At 70.5% G+C, this 23,082-nt stretch carries 23 protein-coding genes; 14 read left to right on the top strand and 9 right to left on the bottom strand.

Going from position 1 to position 23,082, the window contains the following annotated elements; translation table 11 throughout:
* The first annotated feature begins 196 nt into the window (after positions 1–196).
* Positions 197–1,600: a dihydrolipoyl dehydrogenase gene (lpdA, locus tag ACWGI2_RS07340; RefSeq protein ID WP_453396121.1), complete on the top strand. Its 1,404-nt coding sequence runs from the start codon at positions 197–199 to the stop codon at positions 1,598–1,600.
* A gap of 141 nt (positions 1,601–1,741) precedes the next feature.
* Positions 1,742–3,886 carry an MMPL family transporter gene (locus ACWGI2_RS07335; RefSeq protein ID WP_453694435.1) on the top strand — a complete coding sequence of 715 codons (2,145 nt, stop codon included), beginning with the start codon at positions 1,742–1,744 and terminating at the stop codon, positions 3,884–3,886.
* Here the strand turns inward: ACWGI2_RS07335 and ACWGI2_RS07330 are convergent.
* The gene (locus ACWGI2_RS07330) at positions 3,868–4,674 is read right to left on the bottom strand and encodes an isocitrate lyase/PEP mutase family protein (RefSeq protein ID WP_453694434.1); all 807 of its coding nucleotides are present in this window, start codon (positions 4,672–4,674) and stop codon (positions 3,868–3,870) included. The genes ACWGI2_RS07335 and ACWGI2_RS07330 overlap by 19 nt on opposite strands.
* A gap of 201 nt (positions 4,675–4,875) precedes the next feature.
* Here ACWGI2_RS07330 and ACWGI2_RS07325 point away from each other — a divergent pair, with 201 nt between their 5' ends.
* The 4 genes from ACWGI2_RS07325 (at position 4,876) to ACWGI2_RS07310 (ending at position 7,774) form a co-directional block, all read left to right on the top strand.
* A complete protein-coding gene (locus ACWGI2_RS07325; RefSeq protein WP_453396118.1) occupies positions 4,876–5,292 on the top strand; it encodes a YciI family protein in 417 nt (138 codons plus the stop codon).
* Positions 5,286–6,524, top strand: coding sequence for an RNA polymerase sigma factor (locus ACWGI2_RS07320; protein ID WP_453694433.1), 1,239 nt, complete (start codon positions 5,286–5,288; stop codon positions 6,522–6,524). Before ACWGI2_RS07325 ends, ACWGI2_RS07320 begins: the two co-directional genes overlap by 7 nt.
* Before the next feature lie 14 nt (positions 6,525–6,538).
* Positions 6,539–7,207, top strand: a complete 669-nt coding sequence (locus ACWGI2_RS07315; RefSeq protein WP_453694432.1) for a formylglycine-generating enzyme family protein — start codon at positions 6,539–6,541, stop codon at positions 7,205–7,207.
* A 231-nt stretch (positions 7,208–7,438) separates the two neighbouring features.
* The gene (locus ACWGI2_RS07310; RefSeq protein WP_453694431.1) at positions 7,439–7,774 is read left to right on the top strand and encodes a hypothetical protein; all 336 of its coding nucleotides are present in this window, start codon (positions 7,439–7,441) and stop codon (positions 7,772–7,774) included.
* 27 nt (positions 7,775–7,801) lie between these two features.
* Here the strand turns inward: ACWGI2_RS07310 and asnB are convergent, their stop codons facing one another.
* Both asnB and ACWGI2_RS07300 read right to left on the bottom strand, forming a co-directional pair.
* Positions 7,802–9,643: an asparagine synthase (glutamine-hydrolyzing) gene (asnB, locus tag ACWGI2_RS07305; protein ID WP_453694430.1), complete on the bottom strand. Its 1,842-nt coding sequence runs from the start codon at positions 9,641–9,643 to the stop codon at positions 7,802–7,804.
* A 192-nt stretch (positions 9,644–9,835) separates the two neighbouring features.
* Entirely contained in the window at positions 9,836–10,411 is a 576-nt protein-coding gene (locus ACWGI2_RS07300) for a TetR/AcrR family transcriptional regulator (protein ID WP_453694683.1), read from the bottom strand.
* 168 nt (positions 10,412–10,579) lie between these two features.
* Here ACWGI2_RS07300 and ACWGI2_RS07295 point away from each other — a divergent pair, with 168 nt between their 5' ends.
* Positions 10,580–11,524, top strand: coding sequence for a DMT family transporter (locus ACWGI2_RS07295; RefSeq protein WP_453694429.1), 945 nt, complete (start codon positions 10,580–10,582; stop codon positions 11,522–11,524).
* On the opposite strand, the gene ACWGI2_RS07290 is transcribed toward ACWGI2_RS07295, so the two are convergent.
* Positions 11,497–11,943 (bottom strand): cupin domain-containing protein, encoded by a 447-nt coding sequence (locus ACWGI2_RS07290; RefSeq protein ID WP_453396112.1) that lies wholly within the window; start codon positions 11,941–11,943, stop codon positions 11,497–11,499. The genes ACWGI2_RS07295 and ACWGI2_RS07290 overlap by 28 nt on opposite strands.
* A 53-nt stretch (positions 11,944–11,996) precedes the next feature.
* Positions 11,997–12,602: a TetR/AcrR family transcriptional regulator gene (locus tag ACWGI2_RS07285; RefSeq protein WP_453396111.1), complete on the bottom strand. Its 606-nt coding sequence runs from the start codon at positions 12,600–12,602 to the stop codon at positions 11,997–11,999.
* Positions 12,603–12,871: 269 nt separating this feature from the next.
* Between ACWGI2_RS07285 and ACWGI2_RS07280 the strand changes: the two genes are divergently transcribed.
* The 4 genes from ACWGI2_RS07280 (at position 12,872) to ACWGI2_RS07265 (ending at position 17,026) form a co-directional block, all read left to right on the top strand.
* Entirely contained in the window at positions 12,872–13,759 is an 888-nt protein-coding gene (locus ACWGI2_RS07280) for a Gfo/Idh/MocA family protein (RefSeq protein ID WP_453694428.1), read from the top strand.
* A gap of 457 nt (positions 13,760–14,216) precedes the next feature.
* A complete protein-coding gene (locus ACWGI2_RS07275; RefSeq protein ID WP_453396109.1) occupies positions 14,217–15,038 on the top strand; it encodes an MmyB family transcriptional regulator in 822 nt (273 codons plus the stop codon).
* Positions 15,039–15,143: 105 nt separating this feature from the next.
* Positions 15,144–16,184, top strand: coding sequence for a type III polyketide synthase (locus ACWGI2_RS07270; RefSeq protein WP_453396108.1), 1,041 nt, complete (start codon positions 15,144–15,146; stop codon positions 16,182–16,184).
* A 53-nt stretch (positions 16,185–16,237) separates the two neighbouring features.
* Positions 16,238–17,026, top strand: a complete 789-nt coding sequence (locus ACWGI2_RS07265) for a GNAT family N-acetyltransferase (RefSeq protein ID WP_453694427.1) — start codon at positions 16,238–16,240, stop codon at positions 17,024–17,026.
* 7 nt (positions 17,027–17,033) lie between these two features.
* Here ACWGI2_RS07265 and ACWGI2_RS07260 read toward each other — a convergent pair whose 3' ends face one another.
* The 3 genes from ACWGI2_RS07260 to ACWGI2_RS07250 all read right to left on the bottom strand — a co-directional run bounded on the left by ACWGI2_RS07260 (position 17,034) and on the right by ACWGI2_RS07250 (position 19,438).
* On the bottom strand, positions 17,034–17,582 hold the full coding sequence (locus tag ACWGI2_RS07260; protein ID WP_453694426.1) for an isochorismatase family protein: 549 nt from the start codon (positions 17,580–17,582) through the stop codon (positions 17,034–17,036).
* Positions 17,583–17,671: 89 nt separating this feature from the next.
* On the bottom strand, positions 17,672–18,115 hold the full coding sequence (locus ACWGI2_RS07255) for a MarR family winged helix-turn-helix transcriptional regulator (protein WP_453694425.1): 444 nt from the start codon (positions 18,113–18,115) through the stop codon (positions 17,672–17,674).
* Positions 18,116–18,211: 96 nt separating this feature from the next.
* Complete coding sequence (locus ACWGI2_RS07250) at positions 18,212–19,438, bottom strand: acyl-CoA dehydrogenase family protein (RefSeq protein ID WP_249585947.1); 1,227 nt, start codon at positions 19,436–19,438, stop codon at positions 18,212–18,214.
* A 167-nt stretch (positions 19,439–19,605) separates the two neighbouring features.
* Between ACWGI2_RS07250 and ACWGI2_RS07245 the strand changes: the two genes are divergently transcribed.
* On the top strand, positions 19,606–20,253 hold the full coding sequence (locus ACWGI2_RS07245) for a TetR family transcriptional regulator (protein ID WP_453396103.1): 648 nt from the start codon (positions 19,606–19,608) through the stop codon (positions 20,251–20,253).
* Positions 20,254–20,274: 21 nt separating this feature from the next.
* Here the strand turns inward: ACWGI2_RS07245 and def are convergent, their stop codons facing one another.
* Positions 20,275–20,814: a peptide deformylase gene (gene def / locus ACWGI2_RS07240; RefSeq protein WP_453396102.1), complete on the bottom strand. Its 540-nt coding sequence runs from the start codon at positions 20,812–20,814 to the stop codon at positions 20,275–20,277.
* Between the two features lie 142 nt (positions 20,815–20,956).
* On the opposite strand from def, the gene ACWGI2_RS07235 reads away from it, so the two are divergent.
* The gene (locus ACWGI2_RS07235) at positions 20,957–22,195 is read left to right on the top strand and encodes a MurT ligase domain-containing protein (RefSeq protein WP_344519320.1); all 1,239 of its coding nucleotides are present in this window, start codon (positions 20,957–20,959) and stop codon (positions 22,193–22,195) included.
* A 40-nt stretch (positions 22,196–22,235) separates the two neighbouring features.
* Complete coding sequence (locus tag ACWGI2_RS07230; RefSeq protein WP_160509220.1) at positions 22,236–22,964, top strand: type 1 glutamine amidotransferase; 729 nt, start codon at positions 22,236–22,238, stop codon at positions 22,962–22,964.
* Positions 22,965–23,082 lie beyond the last annotated feature (118 nt).

Genomic DNA, 23,082 nt, shown 5'->3' with positions numbered 1-23,082 from the left:
CTATCCCGTGACTCACGACCGGGTGAACCCGGGCCGGATCGCCAACAGCCGTGCCCCCAGCGGCGGTTGAGGAAAGGGGCAGTAGGGGTGGCATGACATCGGACACCCGGCCGCCCGCGAGGCGTCCGGATGGCGCATGATCGGACGTGCGCGAGTCACGTACCACCGGATACGTACCACCAGAGAGGACCTCCCCATGGAAGACCGCTTCGACGTCGTCGTGCTCGGAGCAGGACCCGGCGGCTATGTGGCCGCCATCCGCGCCGCCCAGCTGGGCAAGCGGGTAGCGGTCGTCGAGGAGAAGTACTGGGGAGGTGTCTGCCTCAACGTCGGCTGCATCCCGACCAAGGCGCTGCTGCGCAACGCCGAGCTGGCCCATCTGTTCACGCACGAGCAGAAGACGTACGGCATCAAGGTCGAAGGGAACGTGTCCTTCGACTACGGCGAGGCGTTCAACCGCAGCCGCACGGTCGCGGACGGCCGCGTCAAGGGCGTCCACTTCCTGATGAAGAAGAACAAGATCACCGAGTTCGACGGCCGGGGCACGTTCCTCGACGCGAACACGCTCCAGGTCGCCAAGTCGGACGGCTCCACGGACACGATCACGTTCGAGAACTGCATCATCGCCACGGGCGCGACACCGAAGCTGCTGCCCGGCACCCGGCGTTCCGAGCGTGTGGTGACGTACGAGGAGCAGATCCTCGCCGACTCCGTGCCGGAGTCGATCGTGATCGCGGGCGCGGGCGCCATCGGCATCGAGTTCGCCTACGTCCTGCACAACTACGGCGTGAAGGTGACGATCGTCGAGTTCCTCGACCGCATCGCGCCGCTGGAGGACGCGGACGTCTCGACGGAGCTCGCCAAGCAGTACCGCAAGCTCGGCATCGACGTGAAGACCTCGACCCGCGTCGAGTCGATCGACGAGTCCGGGGCCAAGGTCAAGGTCACGGTGACGGGCAAGGACGGCAAGCAGGAGATCCTGGAGGCGGACAAGGTCCTCCAGGCCATCGGCTTCGCGCCGAACGTCACGGGCTTCGGCCTGGAGGCGACGGGCGTGGCGCTGACCGAGCGCGGCGCCATCGACATCGACGGGCGCGGGCGGACGAACGTGCCGCACATCTACGCCATCGGTGACGTCACCGCGAAGCTAATGCTCGCGCACACCGCCGAGTCCATGGGCGTCGTGGCCGCCGAGACCCTCGCCGGCGCCGAGACGATGGAACTCGACTACCCGATGATCCCGCGCGCCACCTACTCCCAGCCGCAGATCGCCAGCTTCGGCTGGACGGAGGCGCAGGCCAAGGAGAAGGGCTTCGACGTCAAGGTCGCCAAGTTCCCGTTCATGGCGAACGGCAAGGCGCACGGCCTCGGCGACACCGTCGGCTTCGTGAAGATCATCAGCGACGCGCGGTACGGCGAGATCATCGGCGCCCACCTGATCGGCCCGGACGTCACCGAGCTCCTTCCCGAGCTGACCCTGGCCCAGCAGTGGGACCTGACCGTGCACGAGGTCTCCCGCAACGTGCACGCGCACCCGACGCTCGGCGAGGCGGTCAAGGAAGCGGTACACGGCCTGGCCGGGCACATGATCAACTTCTGACGACGGACGGACCTCCTCGGACGCCCCCGGGCGCGCCCCGCCGCCCAGCCGAACGGCTCAGGTGGCGGGGCCGCCCGGTCCGGAAGATCCTTGGTCAGAACGCGCCGTTACGCCTCGGGGGCGAGGGAGAGGCAGCAGCCGATGTTCTCTGGCCTGGGCCGATTCGTGGTCCGTCGCCCGTGGTGGATCATTCTGGCGTGGGTCGTGGTGGCCGGTGCCGTGATCTCCCTGGCGCCGAAACTCACCTCGAGCAGCGACGAGGCGAGCTTCCTTCCGGATCATTACGAGTCCATCCGCGCGGCGGACGTACAGGAAGCGGAGTTCCCCAAACAGCAGAACGTCGGCGCGATCATCGTCTTCCAGCGCTCCGACGGCGGAAAGCTGACGGCGGCCGACTCCGCGGACGTCACCCGCGTCTCCAAGGATCTGCAGGCCAGGAAGATCCCCGAGGTGCAGGCGGTCGTGCCCGGCGCGGTCTCGCCCAACAAGCTCGTGCAGACGTCGGTCGTCGCGATGCCCAAGCTCACCAACCCCGAGGACACCGCACAGCAGGACGCGGTCGAGGAGCTGCGCTCCGATCTCAAGCCCGAGCTGAAGGGCACGGACCTCTCGGCCGGGATCACGGGCTCCGCCGCCCAGGCGCTCGACGAGAGCGATGCCTCGGAGCGGGCCGGGATCCTCGTCGGGGTCGGCACGATCGTGATCATCATCGTGCTGCTCCTGGTGATCTTCCGCAGCCCGATCATCGCGCTGCTTCCCGTGGTCCTGATCGGCCTCATCTCACCGATGGCGACCGGCCTGATCGCCTCCGCGAACAAGGCCTTCGACATGAAGGCCGACTCGTCCATCCAGGAACTCCTCACCGTCGTCCTGTTCGGCGTCGGCACGGACTACATCCTGTTCCTGCTCTTCCGCTACCGAGAGGCCCTGCGGGCGGGCGAGGACCCCAAGGGCGGCATGGTGCACGCCGTCGAGCGGGTCGGCGAGGCGATCACCTCGGCGGCCGGCGCCGTCATCGTCGCGTTCGCCGCCCTGACGCTCTCCTCGCTCGGCATGCTGCGCTCCATGGGCCCCGCCCTGGCCATCGCGGTCTTCGTGACGCTGCTCGCCGGGCTCACGCTGGTCCCCGCCGTCGTCTCGTTGCTCGGCACGAAGGTGTTCTGGCCATCGAAGTCGTGGCAGCGGGAGCCGCACGGCACCGGGTTCGCGCGGCTCGGCGCGTCCATCGCCCGCAAGCCCGCGGTCTGGGCCCTGGTGTCGGCGCTGTTCATGGGCGCGCTCACCCTCGGAGCCCTCGGCTACAAGGCCAACTTCGACCTCGCGGGCTCCTCACTTCCCAAGGACAAGGAGTCGATGGTCGCCCTGAAGAACCTCCAGAAGGGCTTCCCCGCGGGCACCACCGACCCGACCTTCGTCTACCTCACATCGACGGACGACGGCCCGCTCCCCGAAGCCCGGACGGCCACCTTCCGGGAGCAGCTGGACGAGGTCCGCGGCGTGGGCGAGGTCTCCGCGCCCCGGCTGAGCACGGACGGCACGACGGCGTCGTACTCCGTGGTGCTCGCGGATCCGCCCGCGTCCGACAAGGCCCTGGAGACCGTCAAGGACCGCCTGCGCCCGATCGCGCACGAGGACGCGCCCACCGGAACCGAAGCGCTCGTCGGCGGGACGACGGCGGTGTACGTCGACATCAACAAGGCCGTGGACCGGGACTATTCGGTGGTCTTCCCGGTGGCCGCGCTCGCCATCATGGTCATCCTCGGCCTGCTCCTGCGGAGCCTGGTGGCTCCCTGGTACCTGATGCTGTCGGTCGCGCTCGGCTTCGGCGCGACCCTGGGCGCTACCTCGCTGCTGTTCCAACAGGTCGGCAGCCAGCCGGGGTTGATGTTCATGCTGCCCGTGATCATGTACTTGTTCGTGGTCGCCCTCGGCACGGACTACAACATCCTGATGGTGTCGCGGCTGCGCGAGGAGGCCCGCGAGGGGCGCACCCCGCACGACGCGGCGGGCACGGCAGTGCGCCACTCGGGCCCGACGATCGGCTCGGCGGGCGTGATCCTCGCGGGCACGTTCGCGACGCTGATGCTCGCGGGCAACTCGACGCTCTCCCAGATGGGCTTCTCCCTGTCCTTCGGCATCCTCATCGCCGCCTTCGTCATGGCGATGATCTTCACGCCCGCGCTGACCGCTTTGATCGGGCACGCGGCGTGGTGGCCGGGCCACGGGGACGAGAAGCGCGACGCGGACGACGCACCCTCGACGCCGCCCTACACACCCTCGCCGTAGGCCGCCGAGAGCGCCTGGGCATCCGCGTACGAGAGCAGGTCATCCGGCACCGCGCCGCCCCGGGCGATCGAGCGCGCCGCCTCGACGGCTCCGTGCAGCGCGGCGCGGAAGAGCAGCGAACCGCTGCTCACCCGCCGCACACCGAGCTCCGCGAGGCGCCCGTACGTCAGGGCGCCCGGTGCGAAGAGGATGTTCAGCGGGACGCCGGCCAGCCCATCGACCAGTCCCGCGATGGCCTTCTCGTCCTGGAGCCCGGGCACGAACACGCCGTCGGCGCCCGCCAGTTGATAGTCCGCGGCCCGGCGCTCGGTCTCGCCCGCTCCCCCGGCGCGCAGCCAGTACGTGTCGGTGCGCGCGTTGACGAACAGGTCGGGGGCCGCCTCCTTGACGGCGCGGATCAGCTCGCACTGCAGAGCCGTGTCGGCCAGCGTGCCGTCCGGGCGGCCGTCCTCGATGTTCACGCCCACGACCCCCGCCCCGACGAGTTCCGCCGCGAGCGCCGCCACCTCCCCGGGCCGGTCGCTGAAGCCGCCCTCGATGTCCACGGTGATCAGCGCGGGCAGCCGGGCCAGGCCATGGGCGAGGCGCAGGGTCTCCTCCCGTGTGCCGCCCGTGGCGTCCGCCTTGCCGGCGGCGGCCGCCACCCCGAGGCTTGTGGTGCCGATCGCCGGGAAGCCGCCGTGGGCGAGCGCGGCCGCTGAGGCGTGGTCCCAGGCGTTGGGAAGCAGCAGGGGTTCGCCGGTGCGGTGCAGGGCGCGGAACTGGTCGGCTCGCTGTGCGTACGTCATGGTCGGACCGTAGCCGCGCGTCGGTTCGGCGACTACCGAAATGTCCCGGTGGGCGGGGGCTCCGGGCAGCGGGCGGACACGCCCCTTCGGCAGGGCGTCGAAATTGTTCCGGCGTAATGTCGAGAACGGGTCGTCCGCTCCGACGTCCCCTGTGAGAGTTGCCCACAAGGGGTGACCACCGCACAGCCGAGGAGCGACATCATGAAGTACCTGGTGATGGTTCAGGGCACGCAGGCGGACTACGAGGCGCAGAGCGGCAAGGGCAACGCGACGAGCCCGGCGTGGAGCGAGAAGGACCTTCAGGCGATGTTCGCCTTCATGGGCGCGCTCAACGACGATCTGGCGGAGTCCGGCGAGATCGTCGACGGGCAGGGCCTTGCCGAGCCCGCGCAGACCCGTCTGGTCGACGTGGACAAGGACGGCCGGCCGGTCATCACGGACGGTCCCTACGGCGAGACGAAGGAGGTCCTCGCCGGGTACTGGGTCCTCGAGTGCGAGAGCCTGGACCGCGTCACGGAGATCGCCAACCGCATCCAGCAGTGCCCGATCCCCGAGGGCGCACCGAACTACCCCGTGGTGATCCGCCAGATCATGGGCGGCCCCGACGAAGCGTGCTGAACGGCACGGCCACGGTCGAGGACCTGCTGCGCCTGCACGCGCCGCAGGTCCTCGGCGCGCTCGTGCGCCGGTACGGGCACTTCGGCGAGGCCGAGGACGCCGCGCAGGAGGCTCTGCTCGCCGCGGCCCGGCAATGGCCCGAGCAGGGCGTTCCCGAGAACCCGCGCGGCTGGCTGATCAGGGTCGCGTCGCGGCGTCTCGTGGATCAGCTGCGCAGTGACGAGGCGCGGCGCAGACGCGAGGAGGAGGCCGCCCAGCTGTCGCCGCGGGACGCCTTCACGGCGCCCGCGCCGGGCGAGAGCCGCGCGCCGTCCGACGACGACACCCTGACCCTGCTCTTCCTGTGCTGCCATCCGGGGCTGAGCCCGGCCGCGCAGGTCGCCCTCACGCTGCGCGCGGTCGGCGGTCTGACCACGGCGGAGATCGCCCGCGCCCATCTCGTGCCCGAGTCGACGATGGCGCAGCGCATCAGCAGGGCGAAGGCGAAGGTCAAGGGAGTGCCGTTCCGGCAGCCGTGCGCGAAGGACCGTGATCAGCGGCTCGCGGTGGTGCTCCAGGTGCTCTACCTCATCTTCAACGAGGGGTACACGGCGACGTCCGGCAGCGCCCTGCACCGCTCGGATCTCGCGCGGGAGGCGATCCGGCTGACCCGTTCCGTGCGCACGCTGCTGCCCGAGGACGGCGCGGTGACCGGGCTGCTGGCGCTCATGCTGCTCACCGAGGCCCGCAGCGCCGCCCGCACCGGCCCGCACGGTGAGCTGATCCCGCTCGACGAACAGGACCGCTCACGCTGGGACCGGCGCGCGATCGAGGAAGGCTCCGCGCTGGTCGAGAAGGCCCTGTCCCAAGGACCCGCGGGCGCCTACCAGTTGCAGGCGGCGATCGCCGCGCTGCACGACGAGGCCGCGCGCGCCGACGACACCGACTGGCCGCAGATCCTCGCCCTCTACGACATCCTCGTACGCCGTGCTCCCGAACCCATGGCCGAACTCAGCCGGGCCGTGGCCTTCGCGATGGTGCACGGGCCGCGCGCCGGTCTTGCCGAAGTCGCTGCCCTTGAGGACCGGTTGGCGGGACATCACCGGCTCGACGCCGTACGCGCCCACCTCCTGGAACGGGCGGGCGAGACGGACGCGGCCCGCGCCGCCTACCAGTTGGCGGCCAAGCGTACGCTGAGCGTCCCCGAGACGCGCTACCTCCAGATGCGTGCGGCCCGCCTGTCGTCGACCTGAGTACGGAGAACGAGATGATCAGCGTCCCGGCGGGGCAGGTGACACTGTCGGACCGGCGGACGCGACGCAGCTGGCCGGTCGAGGTCGCGGCCCACGAGCTGGCCGCCTTCCCCGTCACCCAGGAGCAGTACGCGCAGGTCACCGGCGGGCGCCCGAGCAGCGCGCACGGCGACCGGCTGCCCGTCGAGGGCGTCTCCTGGCTGGACGCGGTCCAGTTCTGCAACGCCCTCTCCCTGCGCGAGGGACTGACTCCCGCCTACCTCCTCAGCACCGAGGAGGGCGCCGACGAGGGCGCCGAGTGGGACGCCTCCGCGGACGGATACCGGCTGCCGACCGAGGCCGAGTGGGAGCACGCGTGCCGGGCCGGCACGGCCGGCGCGCGGTACGGGCCGCTCGACGAGATCGCCTGGCACGGCGGCAACGGCGACGGACGGATCCACGACGTGGGCGGCAAGCGGCCCAACGCGTGGGGCCTGCACGACATGATCGGCAACGTGTGGGAGTGGTGCTGGGACCTGTACGACCCCGAGGTCTACGGCACCTATCGGGTGCTCCGTGGCGGTGGGTGGTTCGACGAGCACTGGAGCTGCCGTGCCTCGGTGCGGCGCCGCAGCCACCCGACGTTCCGGATCGACGACGTGGGGTTCCGCGTCGCGCGTTCCCCGGCGCCCGCGCGCACGTGACGACACCCGTGCAGACGTAACGCAGCTCACAACAACAGGCGCCTCACCTGGGAACACCGGCGATTGGTTCACCGTTGAACAGTACGTAGGTCCCGATCGCGATTCCCCCGTCCGGTCGGGGCCTACCTCTATTTCCGACCGTTCATGTCCACTCCGGTCCGCTTCACGCCTTCGAGCGCGAATATGCCAACCGCACCGCGCGACGCACCCTCGGACCGGCATCATGCGTTCATGGACGGTGCCAAGCCTGTGCAGGTCTTGTTCACGCCCGACGAGTACGAAGCGGTCCTGCGGAACGCGGACCAAGTCGGCCTCCCGGTCGATGAGTTCATACGCCGGGCCGTGACCGTCGACGCCACGGAGCTCCCCTTTCCCACCGCCGGGGCCCGGCGCGGCTCCGGCGCTCCGGCGGCCGTGCCGCCGATCCGCCGGAGCCTGGGTCCCGGTGGCGCACCCGCGCTCCAGCGCTTCCTCGACACCCTCGCGGCCACAGCGGTCGCGGTGGAGCCCGCCCCCGAGGGACGGGTGCCACCGCAGCCGGCGGTCCGCAGCTGCTCGGGGCAGTGAGTTCCGGGAGTTCCGGGGCGGGCGGGCTCAGGCCACGGAGATCTCCGGCTTGTACAGCTCGAGCCAGAGCGCCAGATCCAGCGTGCGTTCGAGACCATGCCGGGACGCCTGGGTGATCTGCGGTACGTCGCGTCCCGCCGCCCGCGCCACCCGGTCCCGGTCGACGAGATCGAAGACCGGGTGGGCGGGCTCGGCGAGCAGGTCCTTGACGTGGCCCTGGAGGGCGACGGCGTACTTGGGGTCCTGCGTGGAGGGGTAGGGGCTCTTCACGCGGTCGTACACGGAACGCGGCAGGACGTCCGCCGTCGCCTCCCGCAGCAGGCTCTTCTCCCTGCCGTCGAAGGACTTCAGGGACCAGGGGGCGTTGTAGACGTACTCGACCAGGCGGTGGTCGCAGAACGGCACCCGCACCTCAAGGCCGACGGCCATGCTCGCGCGGTCCTTGCGGTCGAGCAGGACGCGCACGAACCGCGTCAGGTGCAGGTGACAGATCTTGCGCATCCGGAACTCGAAGTCGCTCTCGCCGTCAAGCCGTTCGATTCCGGCGACGGCCGTGTCGTAACTGCCCCGGATGTACGAGGGCAGGTCGAGGGCGGCCGTCAGGTCCGGGCGCAGGACGCCGGCGTCGTCGCCGAACTGCTCGGCGAACTTCACCAGCCAGGGGAAGGTGTCGGCGTTGCGCGCCTCCTCGTCGAAGAACTGGAGGTAGCCGCCGAAGACCTCGTCCGCGGACTCCCCCGAGAGCGCGACCGTCGAGTGTTCGCGGATGGCCCGGAAGAGGAGGTAGAGGGAGGCGTCCATGTCGCCGAAGCCCATGGGCAGGTCGCGGGCGCTGATCATCTTGGCCCGTACCTCGGGATCGGCGAGGGCGTGCGAGTCCAGGACGATGTCGCGGTGATCGGTGCCGGCGGCCTTGGCCACGTCGTGCACGTAGGGGGTGTCCGGGGTGGAGCGCAGCTCGTCGGCGACGAAGTTCTCGCTCTGGCCGACGAAGTCCACGGCGAAGCTGCGTACGGTCTCGCCCGCTTCGCCGAGTTGACGTGCGGCGAGCGCGGTCATCGCCGAGGAGTCGAGGCCGCCGGAGAGCAGGGTGCAGCGCGGCACGTCCGAGACGAGCTGGCGGCGCACGATGTCGTCGAGGAGTTCACGCACCTTGGCGACGGACTCGTCGCGGCCGTCGGCGTGCGGCCGGGTCTCCAGCCGCCAGTAGACGTGGCGGCGCAGACCGGAGCGGTCGACGGTCACGACGGTGCCGGGCTCGACCTCGTTCATGCCGTCCCACACGGCGTGACCGGGGGTCTTGACGACGGTGAAGATCTCCCGCAGTCCGTCGGCGGTCACCCGGGCGCGGGCCAGCGGGTTGGCGAGGATCGCCTTGGGTTCGGAGCCGAAGAGGACGCCGTCCGGGGTCTCGTAGTAGTAGAAGGGCTTGATGCCCATCCGGTCGCGGATCATGACGAGCTTGTCGTGCCTGCCGTCCCACACCGCGAACGCGTACATGCCGTTGAGCCGCTCGGCGACCGCCTCGCCCCACTCCAGATAGCCGCGCAGGACGACCTCGGTGTCGGAGTCGGTGGTGAACTCGTGGCCGCGCCCGGTCAGTTCGCGGCGCAGCTCGGTGAAGTTGTAGGTCTCCCCCGAGTAGACGAGGGCGACGGTGCCGCGCGGTGTCCGCACGGTCATGGGCTGGCGCCCGCCGGGCAGGTCGATGATGGCGAGCCTGCGGTGCCCGAGTCCGGCGGGGCCTTCGGTCCAGGTTCCGCGGTCGTCGGGGCCGCGGCAGGACATCGTCTCGGTCATCGCGTCCAACGTGCCGGACGCGGACCGCAGATCACGGTCGAAGGAGACCCAGCCAGTAATGCCACACATGCGCTACCTCCTGCTTCACGCTGCCCGTGCGCCACCACCCGAGGAACCAGGTGCAGGCGACACTAGATGTAGGCAGCATCTATATGGCCAGGGTGTGCCCCGCGATTGCGTACGGTCAATGAGCCGGTAACACGGAACGACACATTCCGGCCAACGGCAAAGACTTCCCCAAAGGGGCTCTCACCTGCGCTTTTACTCGGCGTCGGGTGCGACGCGGAGAGCGTCACGGAGCAGCGCCGCTGCCTCGTCACGTGCGTGGTCGATCGCGTCCGGAAAGATGCGCAGGCCGTGCGCGACCAGGGCGCCCTCGTGCAGCAGCATGAGCGTCCGGCCGAGTTTCGCCGCCCGCCGGGGCGCGATGTCGCGGGCGAGGCCGGTGAACAGGGCCAGCATCCAGGCCTTCTGGCCGGTGATGACCTGATACGCGGGGTGCGCGGGGTCGCTGATCTCGGCATGCGCGTTGACCATGCTGCACCCCTTGACGCTGTTCGTGTCGGCCCAGTCGCGCGAGGCGTCGAAAACGGCCAGGATCCTGGCCCGCGGGGTGTTCGCGGCCTCGACGTACGGAGCGAGGAAGGCCTGCCAGCGCTCGTCGCGGGCCGCCAGATACTCGACGACGATCTGCTCCTTGGAGCCGAAGCGGTCGTAGAGCGTCTTCTTGGTGACCCCGGCCTCGGCGGCGATGAGGTCCACCCCGACGGCGTGGATGCCTCGGTCGTAGAACAGCGCGCTCGCGGCATCGAGCGCGCGCCGCGCGCCCGGCGTCATGACGATCCTGCGCGGCGCGCTCCCGGAACCTGCGGCGGACTTCGCGATCTCACTCACCCTGTCACCCATGCCTCCATAGTAAACCGATCTGTATACTCGATGGCGAGTAGACAGATCGGTTTACTTCGCTGTCCGCTCCTGACCGCAGCCGCCATCGGAAGGAACGCCATGAACGTCCTGCTCTCGATCGCGTTCGTACTGACCTGGAGCTCGGGTTTCATCGGGGCCAAGCTCGGCGCCGGGAGCGCGTCCGCGGTGACCGTCCTCATGTGGCGGTTCCTGCCGCTGGCCCTCGTGCTCGCGGTCGTCGCCCTCACCGTGGCGCGGGCGTCCTGGCGCGGCTTCACGGCACGTGACGCGATACGGCAGGCGGCCGTCGGGGCGCTGTCGCAGAGCGGCTATCTGCTCACCGTGTACTACGCGATCCAGCTCGGCGTCTCCAGCGGCACCACCGCCCTGATCGACGGCACCCAGCCACTGGTGGCGGGCGCGCTCGCCGGACCACTGCTCGGCCAGTACGTCTCACGCACGCAGTGGGTGGGCCTCGGGCTCGGCGTGACCGGGGTCGTCATCGTGACGGCGGCGGACGCCACGGGCGGCACCGACGCTCCCTGGTGGGCCTACCTGGTGCCGTTCCTCGGAATGTTCTCGCTGGTCGCGGCGACCTTCCTGGACCGCCGCTCCCCACGCCCGGTCGCCCCGGCGGTCTCGATGACGGTCCACTGCGTGACCAGCGCCGTCATCTTCACGGCGCTCGCGGTGGGCGCGGGAGCCGCGACACCGCCGGCGGAGACGTCCTTCTGGGTGGCGATCAGCTGGCTGGTGACGCTCTCCACCTTCGGCGGGTACGGGCTCTACTGGCTGATCCTGCGGCGCTCCGGGGTCACGCAGGTCAACACGCTGATGTTCCTGATGGCACCGGTGACGGCCCTGTGGGGTGCCCTGACGTTCGGCGAACCCTTCGGCGTACAGACGGCGTTGGGCCTCGCGGTCGGGCTCGCGGCGGTCGCCGTCGTGCACCGGGGGAAGGACTCGGCGGCGACGGTGGTGCGCTCCCGGCGGGAGACACCGGCGAGCGCACCGCGTCAGTCCGCCAGCCGGAAGTCCGCGTAGTCGAAGCCGGGCGCGACGACGCAGCTCACCAGGACCGGCTCGTCGCCGGTGGGGCGCGCCGCCTGCCATACGCCGCCGGGCACCAGGATCTGCGGGCGCTCGCCGTGCTCGACGCCCGGGCCGAGGCGCATGGGCGCCGCGCCCTCCTTCGGGAGCGCGCCGTCACCTCCCAGGCGCAGGTCCAGGGGGCCGCCGCGGTGCCACAGCCAGATCTCGTCGGAGCGCACCACGTGCCAGCGGGACTCCTCCCCCGGGCAGAGCAGGAAGTAGATGGCGGTGGCCGCCGTCCGCGCGCCGGGGTAGCCGGTGGGCGTGAAGGAGTGGTCCGAGGCCCAGGTCTCGACGAACCAGCCGCCTTCCGGGTGCGGCTCCATGCCCAACTCGCGTGCCAGGGCAGGGCGTTCGCTCGCGTCGTTCATACGTGCTCTCCGTTCCGGAGGTCGAAGGGGGATCCGATGGCCGGGCGTCGCCCTCACGGAGGCGTGAGGAAGGCCTGCACCGTGGGCGCGTACCGCTCGGTGATCTCGGCGACGGGTGTGCCGCGCAAGTGTGGCCCGCGGGCTATTCCGTACATCACGCCGAGCCCGAGCAGTGTGCCCACCGCGAGCTCGGCGCGCACGCCGGCGTCCGGTCCTTCGAGGCGTTCGCTGAGGCGGTGCACCACCTGCGTACGGAAGTTGGTGCGCAGGGTGTCGCCCTGCTCGCGGTGGAGCGGGGCGAAGACGATCCGCAGGATGGGGTCGGCGCCGTGCTCGGCCTGGCCGGTCAGCAGGTGGTGGACCATGTGGTGGCCCAGTGCGGCGAGGGGCGCGTCGAGCAGGCCCTCGACGTCGGCCTCGAAGGACATGATGCGGGCGAAGAGCGCGTCCTTGTTGCCGAAGTACTTCAGGACCAGCGGCGCGCTCACACCGGCCCGTTCGGCCACCGCCTTGAGCGTGATGTCGGCGTGGGCGTGCCGTGCCAGGAGGTAGCGGGCGGCGCGGATGATGGCGGCCTTCGTCGCTTCGGCGTCGCGGCGTGCGGGTCCGGCGACGGAGACCTCGGGTTCCGTCGCCGCCCCGGAGGCGGATGTGGTCATCTGCATATGCCTGCGCTATCTGCGGAAGATATCGGGGCGAACTTCATGATCACTCCAGCGCGGGCACAAATGTCCGCAGAAGTGAACGGCGGCGGAGCGAAGTGAATGGGAATTCACCATAGCGGGTGAATGCGCTTTCACCACGGCAGGTTTCGGATACGAGATCCAGCCACTCGCGGCTTGGAAACAAGAGCGAAGAGCGGCCAACTGCCTTGCGGTCACTGGGCTTCGCCACCGCCGACGGTATGGAGTCAGCCATAATGCCGACCATGAAGAGACTGCGAATTGGACTGGTCGGCACGGGTCCCTGGGCCTCGTCCACGCACGCTCCCGCGCTAGCCGCGCACCCGGACGTGGAGCTCTGCGGCGTGTGGGGACGGCGGCCCGACGCTGCGGCCGCGCTGGCGTCGGCGCACGCGACCACGGCGTACGCGGACGTGGACGAACTGTTCGCCGCGAGCGACGCGGTGGCGTTCGCGGTACCCCCGGACGTGCAGGCACCGCTGGCCGCGCGGGCCGCGGCGGCGGGCTGCCATCTGCTCCTGGACAAGCCGGTGGCGACGACGGTGGCCACGGCGCGCGACGTCGCGGCGGCGGCCGAGACGGCCCGGGTGGCGTCCGTCGTCTTCTTCACGCTGCGCTTCGCCGGCCCGACGTCAGCGTGGGTGAGCGAGCAGGCGGCTACGGAGGGCTGGTTCGCAGGCCGCGCCGACTGGTACAGCTCGTTCTACTCGGCGGACGGCACCAGCCCGTTCTCCTCGCCGTGGCGGGCGCGGCGGGGCGGCCTGTGGGACGTCGGCCCGCACGCCCTCTCCGTCCTGATGCCGGTGCTCGGCGATGTGACCGACGTGAAGGCGGCGGCAGGGCAGGCGGACCTGGTCCATCTGATCCTGCGGCACGGCGGCGGCGCGTCGAGCACGGCGACGCTGAGCCTGAGCACGCCCGCGAAGGCATCGGGGTCGACGGTGGAGCTGCGCGGCGAGGCGGGGATCGCACGGATGCCGTCGCAGGGCGGTTCGCTCGACGCGTTCCGCTCGGCGGTCGACGCGCTCGTCGAGTCGGCGCGATCCGGTCAACCCCACGCCTGCGACGTGCGGTTCGGCCTGCGCGTGACGGAGATCCTGGCCCAGGCTGAGGAGCAACTTCCCACCCGGTGAACCACCCGGCGAACCACCCGATGAACCGCCCGGGGACAACCGCGGGCGGCCGGTACCGTGGCCGCTACGTAATGGCGAGTGACGGCACCGGCCGCAGCCAGTGGACCCAGGAACCGATTCGGGAAGTCATGCGTCGTACGTCCCGAGTGCGACGATTCCGACCACACACATCGGAATACGAACAACCGATCCATACTCTTCCCGCAGCGGCCCAATGGGCCTAGGGGGTACCCAACGCCGAGGAATTTCAGCCAATTTCAAGCTCCTCGGTCAAGATGCCCCACAGTTGTGTCCGCGTGCCCACCGACGATGGAACTCGCAGGTCGGTGGTCCCGCTCCGTCCATGATGCAGCATCGACTGATCGTTTTTCTTCGGGCAATCTTTACTACCAAAGCTGGTGAGAATATTTAGACTGCTGATGCTCAACTCGGCGTGCACCAAGAGGGATTACCCACCATGAACAAGACGGCGCTCCGCGCTCTGCTCCGCGAACGACGCGCCCTCATCGCCCCCGAATCGCACGGCTTCCGCCGCCCCACGGGCCAGGGACGCCGCGCCCGCGGCCTCTCCCAGCACCAGGTGGACCAGCTGCTGCACCGGGCCATCGGGACGTACCACCGCCTGGAGTCGGGCAGTTACCCCAATCCGCCTGCTTCGCTTTTGCGGGACGTGGCCCGGCTGTTCGGGCTCAATGAGCAGGAGTGGGTGTCGTTGTGTCGGTACGCGCTGCGGCAGGAGCCACCCGGGCCGCTGTACTCGTCGTCCGGCAAAGAGATCGCCGGCGTCTGGCGGGAGGCCGTAGACGGCATCGGACACATGGCGTACGTCACCGACGCTTCCTGGGAGTTGCTCGCGTACAACGCCGCCTTCGCCGCCTTGTTCCCCGAGGGCAAGGTGCCGAGCAACACGATGCGATGGATGCTCCTCGAACACAACGGCCGCGAAGCCCTGACGGACTGGCGCAACTCGTGGGTGCCCATGGTTCTGCCACAGCTGCGCGCCGCGCTCACCGCCAGGCCCGACGACGAGATCCTCCGCCAGATCGAGAAGGAGGTTCTCGCCGACCCCGAGATGTCCTCCCTCTACGAGGCTGACGGTGCCCTGATCCACCCTGACGGGCACGAACGCCCCCTGCGGCACGCGGAACATGGGCCGGGCTGGGTGTCGATCTGCGCGGCACAACCCATGGCGGCGCCCGGTTCAAGGCTGTTCATCCTGATATTCAAAGCAGGCTCCCAGCGCAGCCACACGCGTGCGCCGATGCTTCGAGCCGACTGACGGCACGTCGGCGAGCAGATTCCTGGGGGCGGCAAGGGGGTACGAATTCAGCCCCCTCAAGTACGTTGAACGGCACCCCGCCCGCCCTGACCCGTGGGAGCTACCGTGCCTGCCTTCGTCTCCAGCCCCAGAACCGTGTTCGGCCCCCACAAAGTCACCACCGATGAGATAGCCGACGACATACGCTCCCACCACCACGATCACCCGCGGCTCGCCGCGATCCTGCGTGTCGTGGGCAACTGCGGTGTACGCACCCGGCATTTCACCCGCCCCCTCAGCTCCCCCACCGTCTCCGGCACGGCCGACGTCCACGAGCGCACCCAGGCCGCTTTCGACGATGCCGTCGCGATGTCCGAGCAAGCTGCCACAGCAGCCCTCGACGCGGTCGGGCTTACGGCGCAAGACATCGACGCGATCGTCACCACGCACTCCACCGGCTGGGCCGTCCCCAACCTCGACATCCACCTGATCGCCCGGCTCGGCCTGCGTCCAACGGTGCACCGTGTCGCGCTGACGACCGTTGCCTGTGCCGGAGGCGTCCAGAGCCTCATCCGGGCGTGGGACCTCATCGCCGCTCGTCCGGGCAGCAAGGTCCTGGTCGTGGCGGCGGAAGTCCTCTCCACCTCCTACAACCACTCGGTCACCAGCATGGAATCGATGATCTACAAGGCGTTGTTCGCGGACGCCGCGGGCGCCGTCGTCGTCACGGGGTCTCCGCTGACCTCGGGTCTGGCCATCGAGGACACCTTCGAATACACGCTCCCCGACAGCCTCGACCGGTACAGGGGGCGACTCGACGCGCAAGGAATGCACTTCGACTCCACCAAGCAGGCTCCGTCGGCCGCTGCCGAAACCTTTCCGGCCCTCAAGGACTGGCTCGGCCCGCGGAACGTCGACTTCGCGGTGATCCACCCGGGCGGCCATCGCATCATCTCGGACACCGCAAAGGCGCTCGACCTCGACGCTCACGACGTGCGCCACTCCGTGGAGACCCTCACCGAAGAGGGCAACATGGGTGCCGCCAGCGTCTTGCGGGTGCTGGAGCGCACCCACACGGCCCCGCCCGCGGACGGCGCGCACGGCGTCGCCATCGCCTTCGGCCCCGGCTTCGCCACCGCGGCCCTGCGCTGTCGCTGGCAGGCCTGACCCGCCCCCCAAATTCATTTGCCGCGCCCCACCGCCCCTGCTGTAGTGCCCGCATGGATCATCAAGCGGTACTGGCGGCGTACGACGGGCAGATTCGGCGCGGCGCGCGGACGGACAGCCCCGGCGCGCGCGTCGAGCGTGACGGGGGCGTCGTCCGGCAGACCGGCGCCGCGCACGACTGGAACGGCGTCCACTGGGCGGACGTCGACGCGGCCACGGCGGACGCCGTCATCGCCGAGCAGGTGCGGTACTTCACGTCCCTCAGGCGCGAGTTCGAGTGGAAGCTGCATTCCCACGACCGCCCCGCCGACCTCGCCGACCGGCTGCACGCGGCCGGCTTCGTCCCCGAGCCGCCGGAGACCGTGATGGTGGCCGAGGTCGCCGATCTGCCCACGGAGCCCGCACTGCCCGAGGGCGTACACCTGCTCCCGGTGACGGACGCGGCCGGCGTACGGCTCATGGCGGACGCCCACAACGCCGCGTTCGGCGAGGGCAGTTCGGAGCTCGGTGAACGCCTCGCCAAGCGGGTCCTCACCCAGCTGACGCAGACCCCGGACGCCGTCGTCGCGGTGGTCGCGATGGCGGGCGACGTGCCGGTGAGCTCGGCCCGGATGGAGTTCTGCCCCGGCACGGACTTCGCCGGCCTCTGGGGCGGCGGCACCGCTCCCGAGTGGCGGGGCAAGGGCATCTACCGCGCCCTGGTCGCCCACCGCACCCGCATCGCCGCCGACCGCGGCTACCGCTATCTCCAGGTGGACGCCACCGACGACAGCCGCCCGATCCTGCAACGCCTTGGCTTCGTGCCGCTGAGCGTGACGACGCCGTACGTGTACCAGCCGTAGGGCCCGCTCACAGCAGCTTCGCGATCGCCTCCGCCGTGTCCGTCTCGCCGAGCTTCGGGAAGATCTTCTCGATGCTGTTGCGGTGCGCGTCGGCGTCCATGTCGGTCACGGCGTCGACGGCGACCGTGACGTGGTAGCCGTGCTCGTGTGCCGCGCGGGCCGTCGACTCGACGCCGATGCTCGTCGCGATGCCGGCGACCACGACCTGCGTGACGCCGCGGCGGCGCAGCTGGAGGTCGAGGTCGGTGCCGTAGAAGGCGCCCCACTGCTGCTTCGTGACGACGATGTCGCTGTCCTGGCGCCCGAGTTCGGGAACCAGGTCCGCCCAGTCCGCGGGCACGTCGCCGCCCCGGACCGGGCCTTCGGTGCGCCCGGGGGCGCCGCTCGTGACCCGGACCAGGACCACGGGCAGGCCGCGCTCGCGGAAGGCGTCGGCGAGGCGGGCGGACCGTTCGACGATCTCCGCGGACGGGTGGGCCGTGGGCAGGGCGGTGATGCCCTGCTGGAGGTCGACGAGGACGAGGGCCGTGGTGGGGTCGAGGGTGGTGGCAGTCATGGCTCAGATCTCTCTTACGGGGGTGTGGCCGGGGAGTTGGCCGTCGGCGGCGTCGCGCTTCGGTCTCGGACGCACCGATACCGGCGCTCTCACTGCTGCACCAGCCGCTCCAACAGCACGGCCGCGTCGGCCAGTTGGCGCCGCTCGTCGGCATCGAGGCCGTCGGCGATGGCGCCCGACAGCCATCCGTGCTTGGCGGCGCGCGCGTCCGCGAGGGTGCGGCGCCCCTTGGCCGTCACGGAGACGACGGACTGGCGCCCGTCGTTCGGGTCGGGGGCGCGCTCTATCAGCTCCATGCTCTCCAGGGCGCCCACCGTCATCCGCATCGACTGCGGCCGTACGAGCTCCGCGCGGGCCAGAGCGGCCGTGGTGGCGGGCCCCTCCCGGTCCAGGAGGGCAAGGACGGTGCGCTGCGACGCGCTGAGCCCGACCCCGGGTGACGCCGTCCGCAGCCGTCGCACGACGCGTCCGATGACGGCCGTGAGGTCTGCGGCGACCTGCTCGGGGGTCGGGTCCCCAGGCTTGTCGGTCATGACACGACCGTAGGAGATAGGCAGGCAAACTTGCAAACTTGCCTGCCTATCTCCTACGGCGTTCGTTCCTCAGCCCCCGCGGGCCGCGGTCGGTGCCTAGCGGATCGGCATCCCCGACAGCGTGCGCGCGATCACCAGGCGCTGGATCTCGCTCGTGCCCTCGAAGATCGTGTAGATCGCCGCGTCACGGTGCATGCGCTCCACCGGGTACTCACGCGTGAAGCCGTTGCCACCGAGGATCTGCACCGCCTGCGCGGTGACCTTCTTGGCGACCTCGCTCGCGTACAGCTTCGACATGGAGCCCTCGGCCGACTCGAACTTCTTGCCCGTGCTCGCCATCCACGAGGCACGCCAGACGAGCAGACGCGCTGCGTCGATCTGCGTACGCATGTCGGCCAGCTGGAAGGCGATGCCCTGGTTGTCGATGATCGGGCGACCGAACTGCGTACGCGTCTTGGCGTACTCCAGGGCCTCCTCGTACGCGGCACGCGCCGTGCCCACGGCCATGGCGCCGACAGCAGGGCGTGACGCCTCGAAGGTGGCCATCGCGGCGTTCTTCACGCGCTCGCCGCCGGTCTTGGCGCGCTCCCGGGCACGGGCGAGGCGCTCGTCGAGCTTCTCCTTGCCGCCGAGCAGGCAGTGGCCGGGGACGCGGACGTCCTCCAGGACGACCTCGGCGGTGTGCGAGGCGCGGATGCCGTGCTTCTTGAACTTCTGGCCCTGGGAGAGGCCGGGGGTGTTCGGCGGGACGATGAAGGAGGCGTGGCCCTTGGAGCCGAGCTCGGCGTCGACGACCGCGACGACGACGTGGACGTTGGCTATGCCGCCGTTGGTCGCCCAGGTCTTGGTGCCGTTGAGGACCCACTCGTCCTTGGCCGCGTCGTAGACGGCGCGGGTGCGCATCGCCGCCACGTCGGAGCCCGCGTCGGGCTCGGAGGAGCAGAAGGCGGCGACCTTCACGTCGTTCACGTCGCCGTACATCTGCGGGATCCAGGTGCCGATCTGCTCCTCGGTGCCGTTGGCGAGGACGCCGACGGCGGCCAGGCCCGTGCCCATGATGGACAGGCCGATGCCCGCGTCACCCCAGAAGATCTCCTCGGTCGCCATCGGGATACCAAGGCCCGTGGGGTCGAAGAACTGCTGGGCGTAGAAGTCCAGGGAGTAGATCCCCAGCTTCGAGGCCTCCTGGATGATCGGCCACGGGGTCTCTTCGCGCTCGTCCCACTCGGCGGCCGCGGGACGGATCACGTCAGCGGCGAACCCGTGGAGCCAGTCCCGGACCTCCTTCTGTTCGTCGTTGAGCTCCATGGTGAACTCGGCCATGACCCCTCCAGGACCTGCGGTGAAGACGTGCGTTACTTGCGGTAACTGGAGTCTGTTACCGGCCGGTAGCCGATGTCAACTCCCGGCCGCCCGTTCGATCGGCACCCCGCGCGGGGTGTTACGTTGCGCGTGCGTCACGCAATCGCACGGGCGGGGAGAGAAACGCTATGGAGACCACCACACAGCAGACCGATCAGCAACGGTCTGCCGAGCGCCGGCGGCGCGAGTTGCTGGAGGCCGCCGACCGGGTGGTGCTGCGCGACGGCCCCGGAGCGTCGATGAACGCCATCGCGGCGGAGGCCGGCATCACCAAGCCGATCCTCTACCGCCACTTCGGAGACAAGGGCGGGCTGTACGCGGCGCTCGCCAAGCGGCACACCGACGCGCTCCTCGAAGCGCTGCGCGCCGCCCTGGACGCCCCGGCCGACCGACGGGAGCGGGTCGAACGGACGCTCGACACCTACCTCGCGGCGATCGAGGCCCGCCCGCAGGTCTACCGCTTCCTCATGCACCCCTCGGACGCCGCCGCACCCGGCGATCAAGGCTTCGACGTGGGCCTGCACTCCGCGCCCGTCCTTCGCCGCATGGGCGAGGAGCTCGCGCAGGTCATCGAGGAGCGGGTCGACCTCGGACCGGGCAGCGCGCAGCTCGCGCGTGTGTGGGGGCACGGCATCGTCGGCATGATGCACGCGGCGGGCGACTGGTGGCTCGGTGAACGGCCGTGCCCGCGCGCGGAGTTGGTGAGCAGCCTGGCCGACCTGCTGTGGGGACGCCTCGCCGCGGCGGGCGACCGCGTCGGCGGCCCCGGCTTCTGACAGCCGGCAGGCCGTCGCAGGTCAGCCGCTCCAGGACGCCTTGGCGGCGGCCCGCAGAACCCTGCGCCGCCGCCAGCCCGTGACGTGATCGGTGTAGACGCCGCCCTCCAAGTGGTCGCACTCGTGCTGCAGGCAGCGCGCGAACCAGCCGGTTCCGTGCACCCGCACCGGCGCCCCGAGCTTGTCGAAGCCCTCCACCACCGCGTGGTCGAAGCGCGGGGTGCTCGCTTCGAGGCCCGGCAGCGAGAGACAGCCCTCGGGCCCGCGCACGCTGACCCCGTCCATCTCGACGAGGCGCGGGTTCACCACGTACCCGAGATGACGCACATCGTCGTCGTCCGGGCAGTCGTACACGAAGACCCGTCGGCTCACGCCGATCTGGTTGGCGGCCAGACCCACGCCCTGGGCGGCGTACATCGTGGCGTACATGTCCTCGATGAGCAGGGCCAGTTCGGGCCCGAAGTCGGTGACCTCCTCGCAGGCCTTGTGCAGCACGGGGTCACCGAGCAGTGTCAGGGGTCGTACGCGCCCTGAGGCGCCCGGGATCGAGCCGCTTCGCATGGCCGCAAGGGTACGGTCCTTGGAGAGCCCCGGGGTCGGGGTGGTGCCGCGGTTCGGCCTTGACAATGGATCTCGATAGGCTGAGGTTCATCGCGTTGCCGGGGGCAGGCGCGGCGCCGTACGCAAGGAGGATCCAGAACTGATGGCAGGCAACACGGACCCGCTGTCGCCGCGGGCCAAGCTGGCCGTGACGGCGGGCAAGGCGGCCGCGGCGGTGTCGCGCGCGGCGGGCCGCGGCAGCGGATCGGTGATCGGCGGCCGCGTATCGCTCAAGCTCGACCCCGACCTGCTCGGGAGACTGGCCACGCACCTGGACGTGGTGCTCGTCTCTGCCACGAACGGCAAGACGACCACGACCCGGCTGCTCGCGGAGGCGCTGCGCGCCAGCGGGCCCGTGGTGTCGAACGCGCTTGGCGCGAACATGCCGGCGGGCATCACTTCGGCCCTCGCGGGCGGTTCGGACGCCAGGTTCGGCGTGATCGAGGTCGACGAGAAGTACCTCGCCGGAGTCGCCCGTGACGTGGAGCCGAAGGCGATCGCGCTCCTGAACCTCTCGCGCGACCAGCTGGACCGCGCCGCCGAGACCCGCATGATGGCGGAGAACTGGCGCGAGGGCCTGGCGGGATCCAAGGCGGTCGTGATCGCGAACGCGGACGACCCGCTGGTCGTCTGGGCCGCGTCCTCGTCGCCGAACGTCGTGTGGGTGGCCGCGGGCCAGGAGTGGAAGGACGACGCCTGGTCGTGCCCCTCCTGCGGCGGTGTGATGCAGCGCCCCGGTGACGACTGGTTCTGCGGCGAGTGCGGCTTCCGCCGCCCCGCGCCCAGCTGGGTGCTCTCCGGCGACCACGTCCTGGACCCGCACGGCTCGGCCTGGCCGATCCACCTCCAGCTGCCGGGCCGGGCGAACAAGGCGAACGCGACCACCTCGGCCGCCGTCGCCGCCGTCTTCGGCGTACCGCCGCAGGTCGCCCTGGAGCGGATGTACCAGGTGCAGGCCGTCGCCGGACGCTATGACGTCGTGCAGTTCCAGGGCCGCGATCTGCGCCTGCTCCTCGCGAAGAACCCCGCGGGCTGGCTCGAAACGTTTTCGCTGATCGACCCGCCGCCCACCCCGGTGGTGCTCTCCGTGAACGCCCGTGGCGCCGACGGCACCGACACCTCCTGGCTGTGGGACGTCGACTACACCCGCCTCGCCGGACATCCGATCTTCGTGCTCGGCGACCGCAAGCTGGACCTCGCCGTGCGTCTTGAGGTCGCGGGCCTGGACTTCCGGGTCTGCGAGTCCCTCGACGAGGCCGTGCAGCTCGCGCCGCCCGGACGGATCGAGACGATCGCGAACTACACCGCGTTCCAGGACCTGCGCCGCCGCGTCGGCAACTGACCCCACCGGACCCTCTAGACCCTCGTAGGGACGAATGAGCATGAGCGACAACAGCCTGCGGCTGGTGTGGGTCTACCCCGACCTGCTCAGCACGTACGGAGACCAGGGCAACGCCCTGGTCGTGGAGCGCCGCGCCCACCAGCGCGGCCTCCAGGTCGAGCGTTACGACGTGCGCAGCGACCAGCCGGTGCCCACCTCCGGCGACATCTACCTGATCGGCGGCGGCGAGGACCGCCCGCAGCGCCTGGCCGCCGAGCGCCTGCGCCGCGACGGTGGCCTGCAGCGTGCCGTGGGCAACGGCGCGATCGTCTTCTCGGTCTGCGCGGGCTACCAGATCCTGGGCCAGGAGTTCATCAACGACCTCGGCCAGCGCGAGCCCGGCCTCGGCCTGCTCGACGTGATCTCCACCCGCGGCGAGGGCGACCGCTGCGTCGGCGACGTCCTCGGCGACATCGACCCGCAGCTGGGCCTGCCCCCGCTGACCGGCTTCGAGAACCACCAGGGCATCACGCACATCGGCCCGTCCGCACGGCCGCTCGCCCGCGTCACGCTCGGCCGGGGCAACGGCACGGGCGACGGCACCGAGGGCGCGTACAACGGCACCGTCTTCGGCACGTACATGCACGGCCCCGTCCTCGCCCGCAACCCGCTGATCGCGGACCTGCTCCTGAAGCTGGCCCTCGACGTGAACGCGCTGCCGCCGACGGACGACCGCTGGTACGAGGCGCTGCGCGCCGAGCGCATGAACGCGGCGCAGCAGCCCGCCTGAAGCCCCCGCCGCACAGGTGAGCGGCGGCGTCCAGCAGTCGGACGCCCGGTGCGGCCCCGCCCCCTGTCGCCTATAGGGTGGCGGGGTTCCCGCCGGACGACGTGGTCCGGATTTCGGC

The organism is Streptomyces sp. NPDC054866, assembly GCF_053610745.1.
The sequence above is the reverse complement of the archived record's forward strand: the minus strand, read 5'-3'. Positions and strand labels throughout refer to the sequence as shown.

Excerpts from the sequence above, each read along its gene's own strand:
- lpdA (WP_453396121.1), top strand. The coding sequence starts at position 197 with ATGGAAGACCGCTTCGACGTCGTCGTGCTCGGAGCAGGACCCGGCGGC.
- ACWGI2_RS07335 (WP_453694435.1), top strand. The coding sequence starts at position 1,742 with ATGTTCTCTGGCCTGGGCCGATTCGTGGTCCGTCGCCCGTGGTGGATC.
- ACWGI2_RS07330 (WP_453694434.1), bottom strand. The coding sequence starts at position 4,674 with ATGACGTACGCACAGCGAGCCGACCAGTTCCGCGCCCTGCACCGCACC.
- ACWGI2_RS07325 (WP_453396118.1), top strand. The coding sequence starts at position 4,876 with ATGAAGTACCTGGTGATGGTTCAGGGCACGCAGGCGGACTACGAGGCG.
- ACWGI2_RS07315 (WP_453694432.1), top strand. The coding sequence starts at position 6,539 with ATGATCAGCGTCCCGGCGGGGCAGGTGACACTGTCGGACCGGCGGACG.
- ACWGI2_RS07310 (WP_453694431.1), top strand. The coding sequence starts at position 7,439 with ATGGACGGTGCCAAGCCTGTGCAGGTCTTGTTCACGCCCGACGAGTAC.
- asnB (WP_453694430.1), bottom strand. The coding sequence starts at position 9,643 with ATGTGTGGCATTACTGGCTGGGTCTCCTTCGACCGTGATCTGCGGTCC.
- ACWGI2_RS07300 (WP_453694683.1), bottom strand. The coding sequence starts at position 10,411 with ATGACGCCGGGCGCGCGGCGCGCGCTCGATGCCGCGAGCGCGCTGTTC.
- ACWGI2_RS07295 (WP_453694429.1), top strand. The coding sequence starts at position 10,580 with ATGAACGTCCTGCTCTCGATCGCGTTCGTACTGACCTGGAGCTCGGGT.
- ACWGI2_RS07290 (WP_453396112.1), bottom strand. The coding sequence starts at position 11,943 with ATGAACGACGCGAGCGAACGCCCTGCCCTGGCACGCGAGTTGGGCATG.
- ACWGI2_RS07285 (WP_453396111.1), bottom strand. The coding sequence starts at position 12,602 with ATGACCACATCCGCCTCCGGGGCGGCGACGGAACCCGAGGTCTCCGTC.
- ACWGI2_RS07280 (WP_453694428.1), top strand. The coding sequence starts at position 12,872 with ATGAAGAGACTGCGAATTGGACTGGTCGGCACGGGTCCCTGGGCCTCG.
- ACWGI2_RS07275 (WP_453396109.1), top strand. The coding sequence starts at position 14,217 with ATGAACAAGACGGCGCTCCGCGCTCTGCTCCGCGAACGACGCGCCCTC.
- ACWGI2_RS07265 (WP_453694427.1), top strand. The coding sequence starts at position 16,238 with ATGGATCATCAAGCGGTACTGGCGGCGTACGACGGGCAGATTCGGCGC.
- ACWGI2_RS07260 (WP_453694426.1), bottom strand. The coding sequence starts at position 17,582 with ATGACTGCCACCACCCTCGACCCCACCACGGCCCTCGTCCTCGTCGAC.
- ACWGI2_RS07255 (WP_453694425.1), bottom strand. The coding sequence starts at position 18,115 with ATGACCGACAAGCCTGGGGACCCGACCCCCGAGCAGGTCGCCGCAGAC.
- ACWGI2_RS07250 (WP_249585947.1), bottom strand. The coding sequence starts at position 19,438 with ATGGCCGAGTTCACCATGGAGCTCAACGACGAACAGAAGGAGGTCCGG.
- ACWGI2_RS07245 (WP_453396103.1), top strand. The coding sequence starts at position 19,606 with ATGGAGACCACCACACAGCAGACCGATCAGCAACGGTCTGCCGAGCGC.
- def (WP_453396102.1), bottom strand. The coding sequence starts at position 20,814 with ATGCGAAGCGGCTCGATCCCGGGCGCCTCAGGGCGCGTACGACCCCTG.
- ACWGI2_RS07235 (WP_344519320.1), top strand. The coding sequence starts at position 20,957 with ATGGCAGGCAACACGGACCCGCTGTCGCCGCGGGCCAAGCTGGCCGTG.
- ACWGI2_RS07230 (WP_160509220.1), top strand. The coding sequence starts at position 22,236 with ATGAGCGACAACAGCCTGCGGCTGGTGTGGGTCTACCCCGACCTGCTC.